This window comes from Streptomyces sp. NPDC036764 (genome assembly GCF_055609385.1).
Genome location: NZ_JBVJPT010000003.1, coordinates 518,909 through 533,453, shown reverse-complemented (window position 1 = coordinate 533,453; position 14,545 = coordinate 518,909). Strand labels below are relative to the sequence as shown.

The window sequence follows — 14,545 nt, the reverse complement described above, 5'->3', positions numbered from 1 at the left end:
CCTTGTGGGGGTGGTGGGCGGAGGGGTCGTGTCGTCGGCCCTGAGTCGGTACTCGTGACGGAGGTGCCGGAGGGGCGGATCGTGGCGGAGATGGGCGTGTGATGGACGCCTTCCTTGTGGGGGTGGTGGGCGGAGGGGTCGTGTCGTCGGCCCTGAGTCGGTACTCGTGACGGAGGTGCCGGAGGGGCGGATCGTGGCGGAGATGGGCATGTGATGGACGCCTCCCTTGTGGGGGCGGCGGGTGGAGGGGCAGTGTCGCCGGCCCCGAGTCCGTACTCGTGACGGCGGTGCCCGGCGGGCGGATCGCGGCCGAGATGGGCGTGTGACGGGTGCCTCCTTCGAAAGAGCGGTCGGCGGACGGGGCCGTGTCGCTGGCCCGGAGTCCGGGGCGGTGCCGGTGTTCGTGGGGTCGGGACCGGTGTGGCCTACGCTGGGCGGGTGATGACGCCGGAAGCTGAGCAGTCCCAGGCCGAGCCCGCTGGTGAGGGGGCGCAGGGCGGTGCCGAGGTGCCCGTCGGCGGAGCCGAGCAGGGTGGTGAGGCACGGGTGACGGCCGACGAGGCGGCGGAAGAAGCTGTGGAGTCGGCAGCGGAAGCCGAGGAGTCGCCGGAAGAACCGGCCGAGCGGCCCGAGGCGCGGTTGGAGCGGGCCGTGCGGGCCGCCGAGCAGGCGCTGATCGAGTACGAGATCGCGGTGGAGACCTTCCGGGTCGAGGTGGACAACTTCTCCCGGCTGCACCACCAGAAGCTCGGCCCGATGTACACCCGCCTCGACGAGCTCGACGCCCGGATCGCCGAGGTCGTCGCCGCCCGTACCGGTGACCCCGAGGACATCCGCAAGGCCGACGAGGCCCGCGCCCGGGTGATGCCGATGCCCGGTGTCGAGGAGCTGTTCCACGGCTGGATGGACGGCGAAGGGCTGTTCCCGGAGGCCGCGGCGATGCTCACGGAGCAGCCGGTACGGCCCCCGCAGCGGGTGCGCCCGAGCGACGAGGCCCGCAAGCTCTACCGCGAGCTGGCCCGCAAGGCCCACCCCGATCTCGCGCAGGAAGAGGCCGAGCGGGCCAGGCGTGAGGAGTTCATCACCCGCGTCAACGCCGCCTACGCCCGTGGGGACGAGGCCCTGCTGCGGGAGCTGGCCACGGAGTGGGCCGCGGGACCCGCGCCCAAGGAGCAGGGCCCGACCCCCAGCGAGGAGCTCTACGCCCGGCTCGAATGGCTGGCCCAGCGCAAGGAGATGCTCACCCTGGTCGCGAAGGACCTGGAGGAGAGCGCGATCGGCGCGATGCTCCGCCTCGCCCCGGACGACCCGGACCGCCTCCTGGACGAGATCGCCGACCAGCTCCTGGCCCAGGTGGCGGCGAGGGAAGCGGAACTGGCGGCACTGCTCGGGTAGGGGCACGGGCATCGCCCAAGGGCACGGGGCTGCGTAGAAGTGCGGAGCCTGCGACCAACCCGAACCCGTCAGGTAGCGTCGACTCCATGCATCTCGGATCAGGCGTACCCACCGTCGAGGTCACCGACCTCAAGGCCGACGACTTCCTCCTGGACGTCCGTGAGGACGACGAATGGCAGGCGGGCCACGCCGAAGGCGCACTGCACATCCCCATCAGCGAGTTCGTGGCCCGCTATGGCGAGCTGACCGAGGCCGCCCCGCAGGACGGCCGCGTCAACGTGATCTGCCGTTCCGGCGGCCGCTCGGCACAGGTCGCGATGTACCTGGTCCAGCAGGGCATCGACGCCGTGAACGTCGACGGCGGCATGCAGGTGTGGGCGGCGGCCGGACGTCCCGTCGTGACCGACGAGGGTCAGCCCGGGTACGTGCTGTAGGGCATCGGCGTCCGCGGTCGGTCCGACCACGTGCTGCACGGCTCCCGCGGCCGCGGGTCACCTCGGCCGGGTGCTCCGGAGCACCCGGCATCCGCAAGTCAGGCCAGCGGATGCGCGGCGAGCAGATCTCCCAGCGCCTCCTCGTGCGCCGCTGCCGGGCCGAGCGCCAGTTCCAGGTGCTTTGCCCAGGCGTGGTACCGGTGCAGCGGATAGTCGACGTCGGCGCCGAAGCCGCCGTGCAGGTGCTGGGCCGTCTGCACGATCCGCCGTACGCCCTCCGAGGCCCAGATCTTGGCCACGGCCACGTCCCCGGCGGCGGGCAGCGCCCCTGATGCCCCCGAGGTGATGCGCCAGGCGGCCTGCCACAGGGTGGCCTCCATCGCGCGCAGGTCGATGTAGCGGTCGGCGGACTGCACCGCGACCGCCTGGAACGTGGCGATCGGATGCCCGAACTGCTCCCGCTTGCTCGCGTACTCGGACGTCATCGCCAGCACCCGCTCCCCCAGCCCGAGCGCCAGCGCACACGTGCCCGTGGCGAGCAGCTCGCGCAGCCACTCCCACGCCCCCTCGGTGTCGATGACGTGCCGCGCCGCCAGCCGCACCGACTCCAGCCGCAGCTCCGCCAGCCTCTCCCCGCTGGTCGAGAACTGCTCGGCGAGCGAGACCCCCTCGGCATCGCGGGGCACCAGCGCGAGGACGGTCAGGTCCGCGTCCGTACGGGCCGGAACGGCGACGAGATCGGCGTCGTACGCCCAGGCCACCGCGGTCTGCACCCCGTCCAGCAGCCACCCGGAGCCGTCGCGCCGGGCGGTCGTGGCGAGCTCGGCCGGGTCGTGGCCGGTGCGGCCGTGCGCGGCGACCGTCAGCACGAGCTCGCCGCGCCCGGCGCGCGTCAGCAGGTCGGCCTTCAGTTCCGGGCCGCCGTACGCCTGGACGACGGCCGCCGCGGCGCTGCTCTCGAGGAGCGGCACCCGGGCCAGTACCTTCGCCGATTCGCGCAGCACCTGGCACAGTGCGACGGCGTCGAGGCCCGCGCCGCCGTACTCCTGCGACAGGAGCAGGCTCAGCAGGTCCGCGTCCGCGAGCCGGCCCCACAGCGGGCGGTCGAAGGTGTCGGCGACGGCGCCCGGGGTGAGCGCGGGAGAGGGCACCGCGTCCGGTGCGACCCCGGCGAACACTCCGCGCGCCGCCTCGGCCGCCGCCTGCTGCTCCTCGGAGAAGGTGAAGTCCACGGTCCCTGCCCTTCCACACGCACGGCGATCTGACGGTGCGTCAAGATAGAACAGGTTCTAGAAGAAGGGAATGGTCCCGTCGGCACCCCCGTAAGGTGTGGGCAACGGCGGCACGGCAGGGGCTGTGCCCGGCGGGTCAGCCTGAGTACCGTTCCCGTGCGAGCGCTGAGGCAGGACGGACCGGAATCGGGAATCGGGGCAGGATGGACGCGTACGACGCAGGCTCGGCCGCCCGGCATGAGCCGGACCGGGAGCCGCACGCCGTGCCGCAGCCCGCTGCGCCCGCCGACCCGCCGCCCGCACCCGAACCGGAACCCCGTGCCGGCGTGGCCGCCCTGTCCCTGCGGTACCAGATCTGCGCCGCGCTGGCCGTCGCGGTGGTGGCCATCGTCGTCTGTGTCCACACGGGGATGGTCTTTCTGCACGTCGCCCCGCCGAACACGGTCACCAAGGCGCACGGCCAGGCGATCGACGACTGGATATACCCGGAGTTCGAGCAGAACTGGAAGCTGTTCGCCCCGAACCCGCTGCAGCAGAACATCGCGGTGCAGGTCAGGGCCCAGGTCGGCACGGCCGGCGGCGGCACGCGCACGACCGGCTGGTACGACCTGTCCGCCCAGGACGGCGAGGCCATCGACGGCAATCTGCTGCCCAGCCACACCCAGCAGAACGAGCTGCGCCGGGCCTGGGACTTCTTCGTCGCCACGCACGACACCGCGAACCGTCCCGTGGGCCTGCGGGGTGCCCTGTCCGAGACGTATCTGCGGCGCATAGTGGAGCTGCGGCTCGACCGCGGGGACGCGGCCGGCGAGGGCGGCGTCGTCGAACGCGTCCAGGTCCGCTCGCGCACCACCAATGTGCCCCCGCCGAAGTGGAGCGAGGAGCAGATCTCGAACAAGCCGAGCTATCGAGTCCTGCCGTGGTGGTCGGTCCCGGAGGACCGGGCCGGCGCCGAAGCGGCCGGGACGGGCACGGGAGGGACGCGGTGAACCGCTTCGCCCTCGCGGTCTCCTCCGCCATCGCCCGCGTCACGGAGTCCGCCCTCGGTCCGTACCAGACGGCCGTGATCCGCATCGGCCTGTCCGCGACCTGGCTGCTGTTCCTGCTGCGCGAGTTCCCGCACCGCCAGGAGCTGTACGGCCCCGACGGTCCCTGGGACTTCGACCTCGCCCAGCAGCTCATCGGCACGAACGGCTCCTTCACCGCGCTGATCTGGTTCCGCGGCGCGTTCTGGTTCGAGACGGTGTACGTCTTCGCCGTCCTGACCAGCGTGCTGCTGCTGATCGGCTGGCGTACCCGCGCGATGTCCGTGCTGTTCATGGTGGGCGTGCTCTCGCTCCAGAACCGCTCCATCTTCATGGGCGACGGCGGCGACAACGTCCTGCACCTGATGTGCGTCTATCTCGTCTTCACGCGCTGCGGTCAGGTCTGGTCGCTGGACGAGCGCCGGTCACGGTCGACGCCCGGGGCACGCGCGCGTGGCGAGCGCGTGGCGCCGGACCGGGTGGGCCCGGTCCTGTGGGGTGTGTCCGGGTTCGTGCTGGTCGCGGTGACCGCGGCGGGCCGGCTCGACGGCGACCTGACCGTGCCGGTGATCCTGTGGATCGGCTGGCTCGCCCCGGCCGTGTGGTGGATCGTGGGCCGCCGCGCGCGGACCGCGGAGCCCCGCATCCTGCTGGACGTCATCGGCAACGTCGTGCACAACGGCGCCCTGCTGGTGATCATGGCCGAGGCGTGTCTGATCTACGCGACCGCCGGCTGGTACAAGATCCAGGGTTCGCGCTGGCAGGACGGCACCGCCGTCTACTACCCGCTGCACCTCGACTACTTCTCGCCCTGGCCCGCGCTCGCCGACGTGCTGTCGTCCAGCGGCACCATGGTCATGCTGATCACCTACGGCACGGTCCTGGTGCAGGTCGCCTTCCCCTTCACGCTGTTCAACCGGCGGGTCAAGAACGTCCTGCTCGCCGCGATGATCACCGAGCACGCCGTGATCGCGGTCGTCCTCGGCCTGCCGTTCTTCTCCCTGGCGATGATCGCGGCGGACGCGGTCTTCCTGCCGACGTCTTTCCTGCGCCGTCTCGGCGACCGGGCCGCACGCGCGCGTGGCCGGCTGGCCGCTCTGGTGCGGCGCGGCGACGACCCGATGAAGCCTCCGGCACCGCGCACGCCCGAGAACCCCGAGCACGCGCACGTAGGCTCTTCGGCATGACCGTGACCTCCTGGAACCGGCTCGCCGGGACCTCCGTCCTGCTCGACGGCTTCCACGCCCTCAAGCACGCCGTGCGCTTCGGCGCCGAGGTCCCGCTCGCGGTGGCCGTGGACCGGGAGGCCGCGCTGGCCCTCGCCGACGAGCTGGCCCCGGACGTACGGGACGCCCTGGACGCGCTGCTGACCGAGGTCCCCGAGTCGACGTACACGTCTCTGGTGCCGCGCCCGCACCCCACGGCGGTGGCCGCCCTGGCCGTACGGCCGCCCCGCGCCGCCGGCCTCGAAAAGCTGGCGCACACCCCGCGCACCGCCCCGGTCGTGGTCCTCGACAACCCCCGCAACCTCGGCAACGCGGGCGCCGTGATCCGCCTGGCCGCCGGTTTCGGCGCGACCGGCGTGGTCACCACCGGCACCCTCGACCCCTGGCACCCCACGGTCGTACGCGGCGGTGCGGGCCTGCACTTCGCGACGGTCGTGGAGCGGCTGACGGTGCCCGAGCTGCCCCCCGGCCCGCTGTTCGCGCTCGATCCGGAGGGCGACGACATCCGGGGCGTGAAGCTCCCGGACGACGCCGTCCTCGCCTTCGGATCGGAGCGCAGCGGCCTGTCGGCCGAACTGCGCGCACGCACCGACCACTTGCTGTCCCTGCCGATGCGCCCCCAGGTCTCCAGCTATAACTTGGCGACGAGCGTGGCGATGACGCTGTACCACTGGAGTCTCTCCGGGGGCGCTCCGCGGGCCTAGGCCTCCCGACGCACCTCGACAACCCGGAACCGGTTGGCCACGAACGCCCCGTCGCACAGCGCGGAGTTGGCCGCCGGGTTGCCGCCCGACCCGTGGAAGTCGGAGAACGCGGCCGTCTGGTTGACGTACACCCCGCCCGTGAGGTTCAGCGAGAGCTGGGCCGCCTCTTCCAGGCACACCTCCTGAATCGCGCCCTCGACCTCGTCGTCGGTGGTGTACGCGCCGACCGTCATCGCGCCCTTGTCGCGCACCGTGCGCCGTAGCAGCTCCACCGCGTCGGCGGCCGAGTCCATCGCCACGGCGAAGGACACCGGCCCGAAGCACTCGCTCATGTACGCCGCCTCGTCGTCCGGCTTGGCGCCGTCCAGCTTCACGATCACCGGCGTGCGTACGACCGCGTCCGGGAACTCGGGGTTGGCGATCTCCCGTGAGGCGAGGGCGACTTCGCCGAGCCCGGCCGCGGCTTCCAGGCGTGCCTTGACGTCCGGATTGACGATCGCGCCGAGCAGCGCGTTCGCGCGGGCGTCGTCGCCGAGGAGGCCGTCGACCGCGCGGGCGAGGTCGGCGACGACCTCGTCGAAGGTCCGCGGACCCTCGTCGGTGCGGATGCCGTCGCGGGGGATGAGCAGGTTCTGCGGGGTGGTGCACATCTGGCCGCTGTACAGGGACAGCGAGAAGGCCAGGTTGGAGAGCATCCCCTTGTAGTTGTCGGTGGAGTCGACGATCACCGTGTTGACGCCGGCCTTCTCCGTGTAGACCTGCGCCTGGCGGGCGTTGGTCTCCAGCCAGTCGCCGAACACGGTCGAGCCGGTGTAGTCGATGATCCGGATCTCGGGGCGGGTGGCCAGGGCCTTGGCGATGCCCTCGCCGGGCCGCTCTGCGGCGAGCGCGACCAGGTTCGCGTCGAAGCCCGCCTCGGCGAGGACCTCGCGCGCGACCTGCACGGTGAGCGCGAGCGGCAGCACCGCGCGCGGGTGGGGCTTGACCAGGACCGGGTTGCCGGTGGCGAGGGAGGCGAACAGGCCCGGGTAGCCGTTCCACGTCGGGAAGGTGTTGCAGCCGATGACCAGGGCGGTCCCGCGCGGGACCGGCGTGAACTGCTTGGTCAGGGCGAGCGGGTCGCGCTTGCCCTGCGGCTTGGTCCACTCCGCGGTGTCGGGGGTGCGGACCTGCTCGACGTAGGCGTACGCCACCGCCTCCAGGCCGCGGTCCTGGGCGTGCGGGCCGCCCGCCTGGAAGGCCATCATGAAGGCCTGGCCGGAGGTGTGCATGACCGCGTGCGCGAACTCGTGCGTCCGGTCGCTGATCCGCTTGAGGATCTCCAGACACACCACCGCGCGCATCTCCGCGCCCGCGTCGCGCCACGCGCGCCGGCCGGCCTGCATGGCGGGCAGCAGCGTGTCGATGTCCGCGTGCGGGTACTCGACGCCCAGCTCGATGCCGTACGGGGACGTCTCGCCGCCCACCCAGTCGTCGGTGCCGGGCTGGCCGAGGTCGAGGCGGCCTCCCAGGAGGGCGTCGAAGGCGGCCTTGCCCGCTGCCGCGTCCAGGCTGCCGTTCTCGCCGTAGGCCTTGGGGTGCTCGGGGTGCGGTGACCAGTACGCGCGTGTACGGATTGCTTCCAGCGCCTGGTCGAGGGTGGGCCGGTGCTTGGCGATCAGCTCGTGGGCGGTCAGTTCGGCGGCCATGCGGGACCAACTCCTCGATTCCAGAGCTCTCCGTCGAGCTCATGACCTGGGCAGAAACATGGGCAGGAACAGCCAGACAGAGTTAGAGTAACCGAACGATCGGTCGGTTCAAGGGGGTCCGCCGCATCTGTGGAAAACCCCGTGCGGGAGGATCGCGCACATGACAGCTCTCGACCTCAGCAGCCCCGTGGCCGTCGTCGGCACCGGCACCATGGGCCAGGGCATCGCCCAGGTCGCGTTGATCGCCGGCCATCCCGTACGGCTGTACGACACCGTTCCCGGGCGGGCGCAGGCGGCGGCGGACGCGATCGGCGTCCGCCTGGACCGGCTCGTCGCCAAGGACCGCCTCACCGGCGCCGACCGCGACGCGGCCCGCGCCCGGCTGCTGCCCGCCGAGTCCCTCGCCGAGCTCGCGGACTGCGCCCTGGTCGTCGAGGCCGTCCTGGAGCGCCTCGACGTCAAACAGGAGCTTTTCCGCGAGCTGGAGGGCGTCGTCGACGAGGACTGCCTGCTCGCCACCAACACCTCGTCCCTGTCGGTCACGGCCATCGGCGGCGCCCTCGCGAACCCTGGCCGCTTCGTCGGCCTGCACTTCTTCAACCCCGCGCCGCTGCTGCCGCTGGTCGAGGTCGTCTCCGGGTTCGCCACCGACGTCACGTCCGCCACGCGCGCGTACGAGACGGCACGCGCGTGGGGCAAGACGCCGGTCGCCTGCGCCGACACCCCCGGCTTCATCGTCAACCGCATCGCCCGGCCCTTCTACGCCGAGGCCTTCGCGGTCTACGAGGCGCAAGGAGCGGATCCGGCCACCATCGACGCGGTGCTGCGCGAGTGCGGCGGCTTCAAGATGGGCGCCTTCGAGCTCACCGACCTCATCGGGCAGGACGTCAACGAGTCCGTCACGCACTCCGTGTGGCAGGCCTTCTTCCACGACGTGCGCTTCACGCCCTCGCTCGCCCAGCGCCGCCTGGTGGAGTCCGGCCGGCTCGGCCGCAAGAGCGGGCACGGCTGGTACGACTACGCGGAGGACGCCGAGCGGGACGAGCCGCACACCGCTGACAAGCAGCAGCAGCCCGCCTACGTCGTCGCCGAGGGCGACCTGGGCCCCGCCTCCGAGCTCCTGTCGCTGATCCGCGAGGCGGGCATCCCGGTGCGCGAGGAGGAAGAGGACCACGGCACGCGTCTGGTGCTGCCCAGCGGCGGCCAACTGGCGCTCGCCGACGGCCAGACGTCGGTGGAGTTCCGGGACGTCGTCTACTTCGACCTCGCCGTCGACTACCGCCGCGCCACCCGGATCGCCCTGTCCGCCTCCCAGGACACCGCGCCGCAGACCCTCACCGAGGCCATCGGCCTCTTCCAGGCGCTCGGCAAGGACGTCAGCGTCATCGGCGACGTCCCCGGCATGATCGTCGCCCGCACGGTCGCCCGGATCGTCGACCTGGCGCACGACGCCGTCGCCAAGGGTGTGGCCACCGTGGAGGACATCGACACCGCGATGCGGCTCGGCGTCAACTACCCCCTGGGGCCCTTCGAATGGAGCCGCCGCCTCGGGCGCGGCTGGGCCTACGACGTGCTGGACGAGCTGCACGTGCGCGAGCCCTCCGGCCGCTACGCCCCGTCCCTCGCGCTCTACCGCCACGCGTACGCCTCCGACAAGCGGGAGGGCAGCACCTCATGACCACCGCCAAGCGCGACACGTACACCCCCGAGACGCTGCTCTCCGTCGCCGTGCAGGTCTTCAACGAACGCGGCTACGACGGCACCTCCATGGAGCACCTGTCCAGGGCGGCCGGCATCTCCAAGTCGTCGATCTACCACCACGTCACGGGCAAGGAGGAGCTGCTGCGCCGTGCCGTCAGCCGTGCCCTCGACGGGCTCTTCGGCATCCTCGACGAGGAGCACGCACGCGTGGGGCACGCCGCGGACCGGCTGGAGTACGTCGTGCGGCGCATGGTCGAGGTGCTCATAGCCGAGCTGCCGTACGTCACGCTGCTGCTGCGGGTGCGCGGCAACACCGACACCGAGCGCTGGGCCCTGGAGCGGCGCCGGGACTTCGACCACCAGGTCGCCGCACTGCTCAAGGCAGCCGCCGCCGAGGGCGAGGTGCGCGCCGACGTGGAGGTGCGGCTGGCGACCCGGCTCGTCTTCGGCATGGTCAACTCGATCGTGGAGTGGTACCGACCGGACGGCCGCGGCATGAACGAACGCGAGGTCGCGGACACCGTGGTGCGGCTGGTCTTCGGGGGACTGCGCCAGGAGGGCTGAGTACGCGCGATGCGTCGTGGGCCTGAGTACGCGCGCGTGGCCGCGTGAGTACGTCCCCCGACGCCCCGGGGGTTTGCGGCTGGTGGACTCTGACGCATGGTCCACAACGACATGCCGCCGCCGACCGGTGACGCGCGGTGGTGGCGCGCGCCGATCGTCGCCACCCTGCTCGGGCTGCCTGTGCTCGCGTGGGAGTACACCCTGTGGGGCGCGAATCTCATCGGCGTTCTCGGCGGGGTGGCCGGCTGGGCGTTCGTCCTGCTCGCGCTCGCCTGGCTGATCCCCCGGCGCCGGTCGGCGCGGATGCTGCGCACCACGGTGGCCACGGCCGCGGTGGTGTGCGCGCTGCTTCCGTTGCTGCTGATGGTGCTGATCGCCGCGGTGATGGTCTCGGGCTGACCGGCGTCGGCCGGGCTCAGCCCTGCGGCTCCAGGTCCTCCTCCTCGAACACCAGCAGCGTGCGGCTGCTGAGCACCTCGGGGATCGCCTGGAGGCGGGTGAGGACCAGCTCGCGCAGGGCGCGGTTGTCGGGGGTGTGCACCAGGAGCAGCACGTCGAAGTCGCCGCCCACGAGGGCGATGTGCGAGGCGCCGGGGAGCTGGCGGAGCTGTTCGCGCACCGTGCGCCAGGAGTTCTGGACGATCTTCAAGGTGATGTACGCGGATGTGCCCTGGCCTGCGCGTTCATGGTTGACGCGGGCGCCGAAACCGCGGATGACACCGTCCTCGATGAGGCGGTTGATGCGGGAGTAGGCGTTGGCGCGCGAGACATGGACCCGCTCGGCCACGGACCGTATCGACGCGCGGCCGTCCGCCTGGAGCATCTGGATGATGTCCTGATCTATGGCGTCGAGTGGCCGGGCGGGCGGCAGCGGGACGCCGTCGTCCGGGCTCTCGGCCATTTGTTCAGGCGCCATGTCCCCCCACCTTCCTTCCGTGGACGTACTGCGTTCATTGGAGGCTGTGGAGAACCGTTTGTCCACAGCCTCAGGGGGCCTGTAGCCAAAATGTGCCGACGACCGAACAATCGGTAGGTGAGGCGCATCACAGGAGCTGCGCCTCCCGTAGCCACTCCCACGAGGAGGTGCCGTCATGACGGTCATGGAGCAGCGAGGCGCGTATCGGCCATCGCCGCCACCCGCCTGGCAGCCCCGTATGGACCCCGCGCCGCTGCTGCCCGACGCAGAGCCCTACCGCGTCCTCGGGACGGAGGCGGCCGCGAAGGCCGACCCCGACCTGCTGCGCCGGCTCTACGCCGAGCTGGTGCGGGGCCGTAGGTACAACACGCAGGCGACCGCGCTCACCAAGCAGGGCCGCCTCGCCGTCTACCCGTCCAGCACCGGCCAGGAGGCCTGCGAGGTCGCCGCCGCACTCGCCCTCGAGGAGCGCGACTGGCTCTTCCCGAGCTACCGCGACACCCTCGCGGCGGTCGCACGCGGCGTGGACCCCGTCGAGGCCCTGACCCTGCTGCGCGGCGACTGGCACACCGGCTACGACCCGCACGAGCACCGCGTGGCCCCCCTGTGCACGCCGCTCGCCACCCAGCTTCCGCACGCCGTCGGCCTCGCCCACGCCGCCCGCCTCAAGGGCGACGACGTGGTCGCGCTCGCCATGGTCGGCGACGGCGGCACCAGCGAGGGCGACTTCCACGAGGCGCTGAACTTCGCCGCCGTATGGCAGGCGCCGGTCGTCTTCCTGGTCCAGAACAACGGCTTCGCCATCTCCGTCCCGCTCGCCAAGCAGACCGCGGCCCCGTCGCTGGCCCACAAGGCCGTCGGCTACGGCATGCCCGGCCGCCTGGTCGACGGCAACGACGCGGCCGCCGTGCACGAGGTGCTCGCCGACGCCGTACGGCACGCCCGCGCGGGCGGTGGTCCCACCCTGATCGAGGCGATCACCTACCGCATCGACGCCCACACCAACGCCGACGACGCGACCCGCTACCGCGGCGACTCCGAGGTGGAGACCTGGCGCGGGCACGACCCGATCGCGCTCCTTGAGCACGAGCTGACCGAGCGGGGCCTGATCGACGACGCCGGCCGGCAGGCCGCACGCGACGCCGCCGAGGCCATGGCCGCCGACCTGCGCGAACGCATGAACCAGGACCCGGCGCTCGACCCGATGGACCTGTTCGACCACGTCTACGCCGAGCCCACCCCGCAACTGCGCGAACAGCGCGCCCAGTTGCAGGCGGAGCTGCACGCCGAGTCCGAAGGGCCGCACCGATGACCACCGTCGCCGTCAAGCCGGCCACCATGGCGCAGGCCCTCACGCGCGCGCTGCGCGACGCCATGGCCGCCGACCCGTCCGTGCACGTCATGGGCGAGGACGTCGGCACCCTCGGCGGCGTCTTCCGCGTCACCGACGGCCTCGCCAAGGAGTTCGGCGAGGACCGCTGCACCGACACCCCGCTGGCCGAGGCGGGCATCCTCGGCACGGCCGTCGGCATGGCCATGTACGGCCTGCGCCCGGTCGTGGAGATGCAGTTCGACGCCTTCGCCTACCCGGCGTTCGAGCAGCTCATCTCGCACGTCGCGCGCATGCGCAACCGCACCCGCGGCAGGATGCCGCTCCCGATCACCATCCGTGTGCCCTACGGCGGCGGCATCGGCGGCGTCGAGCACCACAGCGACTCGTCCGAGGCGTACTACATGGCGACTCCGGGGCTCCATGTCGTCACGCCCGCCACCGTCGCCGACGCCTACGGGCTGCTGCGCGCCTCCATCGCCTCCGACGACCCGGTCGTCTTCCTGGAGCCCAAGCGGCTGTACTGGTCGAAGGACTCCTGGAACCCGGAGGACCCGCAGAGCGTTGAACCGATCGGCCGCGCGGTGGTGCGGCGCTCCGGCCGGAGCGCCACGCTCATCACGTACGGACCGTCCGTGCCCGTCTGCCTCGAAGCCGCCGAGGCGGCGCGGGAGGAGGGCTGGGACCTGGAGGTCGTCGACCTGCGCTCGCTGGTGCCGTTCGACGACGAGACGGTCACCGCCTCGGTACGGCGGACCGGACGTGCGGTCGTCGTACACGAGTCGGGCGGGTTCGGCGGACCGGGAGGGGAGATCGCGGCCCGGGTCACGGAGCGCTGCTTCCACCACCTGGAGGCGCCGGTGCTGCGCGTGGCCGGGTTCGACATCCCCTATCCGCCGCCGATGGTGGAGCGTCACCACCTGCCCGGCGTGGACCGGATCCTGGACGCCGTGGGGCGTCTGCAGTGGGAGGCCGAGAGCTGATGGCACAGGTGCTCGAGTTCAAGCTCCCCGACCTCGGGGAGGGGCTCACCGAGGCGGAGATCGTGCGCTGGCTGGTCCAGGTCGGCGACGTCGTCGCGATCGACCAGCCGGTCGTCGAGGTCGAGACGGCCAAGGCGATGGTCGAGGTTCCCTGCCCCTACGGCGGCGTCGTCACGGCCCGCTTCGGCGAGGAGGGCACCGAGCTGCCCGTCGGGGCGCCGCTGATCACGGTGGCCGTGGGCGCGCCGGCCGCCGCCGGCGAGAGCGAGGGCTCAGGGAACGTCCTGGTGGGATACGGCACCTCGGAGGCGCCCGCGCGACGCAGAAGGGTGCGACCGGGGGAGCCGGTGTCCGCCAACGGAGGTGCCGTCGCGAAGGAGGTCGCCGAAGGACCCGTACCGGTCATCTCCCCGCTGGTGCGCCGCCTCGCCCGCCAGAACGGCCTGGACCTGCGGGAGCTGCACGGCTCCGGGCCGGACGGGCTGATCCTGCGGGCCGACGTCGAGTACGCGCTGCGGGCAGCCCAGGTGCACGGACGGACCACGCAGCCGGTGGCCGAGCCGCGCACCCGCGTGACGACCGCGTCACCGGCGCCCGCCGCGACCCCCTCCGCTCCGGCCCCCGTCCGCTCCTCCGCCCCCGCCGGCGGCATCCGCACCCCCCTCAAGGGCGTCCGCGGCGCCGTCGCCGACAAGCTCTCCCGCAGCCGCCGGGAGATCCCGGACGCGACCTGCTGGGTGGACGCCGACGCGACCGAGCTCATGCGGGCGCGGACCGCGATGAACGCCGCCGGAGGGCCGAAGATCTCCCTCCTGGCCCTGCTGGCCCGCATCTGCACCGCCGCCCTGGCCCGCTTCCCCGAGCTCAACTCCACGGTCGACATGGAGGCCAGGGAGGTCGTCCAGCTCGACCAGGTGCACCTCGGGTTCGCCGCGCAGACCGAGCGGGGACTCGTCGTCCCGGTGGTGCGGGACGCGCACGCGCGGGACGCGGAGTCGCTGACCGCGGAGTTCGCCCGGCTGACCGAGGCGGCCCGCACGGGCACCCTCACCCCGGCGGAACTCACCGGCGGCACCTTCACGTTGAACAACTACGGCGTATTCGGCGTCGACGGCTCCACGCCGATCATCAACCACCCCGAGGCCGCCATGCTCGGCGTCGGCCGCATCATCCCCAAGCCGTGGGTGCACGAGGGCGAACTGGCCGTGCGCCAGCTCGTCGAGCTCTCGCTCACCTTCGACCACCGGGTCTGCGACGGCGGCACGGCGGGCGGCTTCCTGCGGTACGTGGCGGACTGCGTCGAACAGCCGGCGGTGCTGCTGCGCACACTCTGACCCAGCCGTCGCG

The 14,545-nt window shown here is 72.3% G+C and carries 14 protein-coding genes; 11 read left to right on the top strand and 3 right to left on the bottom strand.

Annotation, left to right across the window (positions count from 1 at the left end; all coding sequences use genetic code 11):
- Positions 1-438: 438 nt before the first annotated feature.
- Both ACZ69Q_RS17400 and ACZ69Q_RS17395 read left to right on the top strand, forming a co-directional pair.
- Positions 439-1,395 (top strand): hypothetical protein, encoded by a 957-nt coding sequence (locus ACZ69Q_RS17400; protein ID WP_471042271.1) that lies wholly within the window; start codon positions 439-441, stop codon positions 1,393-1,395.
- Between the two features lie 86 nt (positions 1,396-1,481).
- On the top strand, positions 1,482-1,829 hold the full coding sequence (locus ACZ69Q_RS17395; RefSeq protein ID WP_471042270.1) for a rhodanese-like domain-containing protein: 348 nt from the start codon (positions 1,482-1,484) through the stop codon (positions 1,827-1,829).
- Positions 1,830-1,927: 98 nt separating this feature from the next.
- Here ACZ69Q_RS17395 and ACZ69Q_RS17390 read toward each other — a convergent pair whose 3' ends face one another.
- On the bottom strand, positions 1,928-3,061 hold the full coding sequence (locus tag ACZ69Q_RS17390; protein ID WP_471042268.1) for an acyl-CoA dehydrogenase family protein: 1,134 nt from the start codon (positions 3,059-3,061) through the stop codon (positions 1,928-1,930).
- Positions 3,062-3,264: 203 nt separating this feature from the next.
- Between ACZ69Q_RS17390 and ACZ69Q_RS17385 the strand changes: the two genes are divergently transcribed.
- From ACZ69Q_RS17385 to ACZ69Q_RS17375, 3 genes are read left to right on the top strand one after another with little or no spacing between them, the layout of a single operon-like run.
- Positions 3,265-4,050: a DUF5819 family protein gene (locus ACZ69Q_RS17385; RefSeq protein WP_471042267.1), complete on the top strand. Its 786-nt coding sequence runs from the start codon at positions 3,265-3,267 to the stop codon at positions 4,048-4,050.
- Complete coding sequence (locus ACZ69Q_RS17380) at positions 4,047-5,273, top strand: HTTM domain-containing protein (RefSeq protein ID WP_471042265.1); 1,227 nt, start codon at positions 4,047-4,049, stop codon at positions 5,271-5,273. Before ACZ69Q_RS17385 ends, ACZ69Q_RS17380 begins: the two co-directional genes overlap by 4 nt.
- Entirely contained in the window at positions 5,270-6,016 is a 747-nt protein-coding gene (locus ACZ69Q_RS17375) for a TrmH family RNA methyltransferase (protein WP_471042264.1), read from the top strand. Before ACZ69Q_RS17380 ends, ACZ69Q_RS17375 begins: the two co-directional genes overlap by 4 nt.
- On the opposite strand, the gene paaN is transcribed toward ACZ69Q_RS17375, so the two are convergent.
- Positions 6,013-7,704, bottom strand: coding sequence for a phenylacetic acid degradation protein PaaN (gene paaN / locus ACZ69Q_RS17370; RefSeq protein WP_471042262.1), 1,692 nt, complete (start codon positions 7,702-7,704; stop codon positions 6,013-6,015). The two genes, ACZ69Q_RS17375 and paaN, sit on opposite strands and share 4 nt — an antisense overlap.
- A gap of 160 nt (positions 7,705-7,864) precedes the next feature.
- Between paaN and ACZ69Q_RS17365 the strand changes: the two genes are divergently transcribed.
- The 3 genes from ACZ69Q_RS17365 (at position 7,865) to ACZ69Q_RS17355 (ending at position 10,368) form a co-directional block, all read left to right on the top strand.
- Positions 7,865-9,382 carry a 3-hydroxyacyl-CoA dehydrogenase gene (locus tag ACZ69Q_RS17365; RefSeq protein WP_471042260.1) on the top strand — a complete coding sequence of 506 codons (1,518 nt, stop codon included), beginning with the start codon at positions 7,865-7,867 and terminating at the stop codon, positions 9,380-9,382.
- Positions 9,379-9,969 carry a TetR/AcrR family transcriptional regulator gene (locus ACZ69Q_RS17360; RefSeq protein WP_471042258.1) on the top strand — a complete coding sequence of 197 codons (591 nt, stop codon included), beginning with the start codon at positions 9,379-9,381 and terminating at the stop codon, positions 9,967-9,969. Before ACZ69Q_RS17365 ends, ACZ69Q_RS17360 begins: the two co-directional genes overlap by 4 nt.
- 96 nt (positions 9,970-10,065) lie before the next feature.
- Complete coding sequence (locus ACZ69Q_RS17355; RefSeq protein ID WP_471042256.1) at positions 10,066-10,368, top strand: hypothetical protein; 303 nt, start codon at positions 10,066-10,068, stop codon at positions 10,366-10,368.
- Between the two features lie 16 nt (positions 10,369-10,384).
- On the opposite strand, the gene ACZ69Q_RS17350 is transcribed toward ACZ69Q_RS17355, so the two are convergent.
- The gene (locus ACZ69Q_RS17350) at positions 10,385-10,870 is read right to left on the bottom strand and encodes an Lrp/AsnC family transcriptional regulator (protein ID WP_471042650.1); all 486 of its coding nucleotides are present in this window, start codon (positions 10,868-10,870) and stop codon (positions 10,385-10,387) included.
- Between the two features lie 190 nt (positions 10,871-11,060).
- Between ACZ69Q_RS17350 and pdhA the strand changes: the two genes are divergently transcribed.
- The 3 genes from pdhA to ACZ69Q_RS17335 are packed head-to-tail and all read left to right on the top strand — an operon-like array spanning position 11,061 to position 14,532.
- Positions 11,061-12,197 (top strand): pyruvate dehydrogenase (acetyl-transferring) E1 component subunit alpha, encoded by a 1,137-nt coding sequence (gene pdhA / locus ACZ69Q_RS17345; protein WP_471042254.1) that lies wholly within the window; start codon positions 11,061-11,063, stop codon positions 12,195-12,197.
- Positions 12,194-13,198 (top strand): alpha-ketoacid dehydrogenase subunit beta, encoded by a 1,005-nt coding sequence (locus ACZ69Q_RS17340; protein ID WP_471042253.1) that lies wholly within the window; start codon positions 12,194-12,196, stop codon positions 13,196-13,198. Before pdhA ends, ACZ69Q_RS17340 begins: the two co-directional genes overlap by 4 nt.
- Positions 13,198-14,532, top strand: coding sequence for a dihydrolipoamide acetyltransferase family protein (locus ACZ69Q_RS17335; protein WP_471042251.1), 1,335 nt, complete (start codon positions 13,198-13,200; stop codon positions 14,530-14,532). The genes ACZ69Q_RS17340 and ACZ69Q_RS17335 overlap by 1 nt, the downstream gene beginning before the upstream one ends.
- Positions 14,533-14,545: the final 13 nt, after the last annotated feature.

Excerpts from the sequence above, each read along its gene's own strand:
- ACZ69Q_RS17395 (WP_471042270.1), top strand. The coding sequence starts at position 1,482 with ATGCATCTCGGATCAGGCGTACCCACCGTCGAGGTCACCGACCTCAAG.
- ACZ69Q_RS17385 (WP_471042267.1), top strand. The coding sequence starts at position 3,265 with ATGGACGCGTACGACGCAGGCTCGGCCGCCCGGCATGAGCCGGACCGG.
- ACZ69Q_RS17375 (WP_471042264.1), top strand. The coding sequence starts at position 5,270 with ATGACCGTGACCTCCTGGAACCGGCTCGCCGGGACCTCCGTCCTGCTC.
- paaN (WP_471042262.1), bottom strand. The coding sequence starts at position 7,704 with ATGGCCGCCGAACTGACCGCCCACGAGCTGATCGCCAAGCACCGGCCC.
- ACZ69Q_RS17365 (WP_471042260.1), top strand. The coding sequence starts at position 7,865 with ATGACAGCTCTCGACCTCAGCAGCCCCGTGGCCGTCGTCGGCACCGGC.
- ACZ69Q_RS17360 (WP_471042258.1), top strand. The coding sequence starts at position 9,379 with ATGACCACCGCCAAGCGCGACACGTACACCCCCGAGACGCTGCTCTCC.
- ACZ69Q_RS17355 (WP_471042256.1), top strand. The coding sequence starts at position 10,066 with ATGGTCCACAACGACATGCCGCCGCCGACCGGTGACGCGCGGTGGTGG.
- ACZ69Q_RS17350 (WP_471042650.1), bottom strand. The coding sequence starts at position 10,870 with ATGGCCGAGAGCCCGGACGACGGCGTCCCGCTGCCGCCCGCCCGGCCA.
- pdhA (WP_471042254.1), top strand. The coding sequence starts at position 11,061 with ATGACGGTCATGGAGCAGCGAGGCGCGTATCGGCCATCGCCGCCACCC.
- ACZ69Q_RS17340 (WP_471042253.1), top strand. The coding sequence starts at position 12,194 with ATGACCACCGTCGCCGTCAAGCCGGCCACCATGGCGCAGGCCCTCACG.
- ACZ69Q_RS17335 (WP_471042251.1), top strand. The coding sequence starts at position 13,198 with ATGGCACAGGTGCTCGAGTTCAAGCTCCCCGACCTCGGGGAGGGGCTC.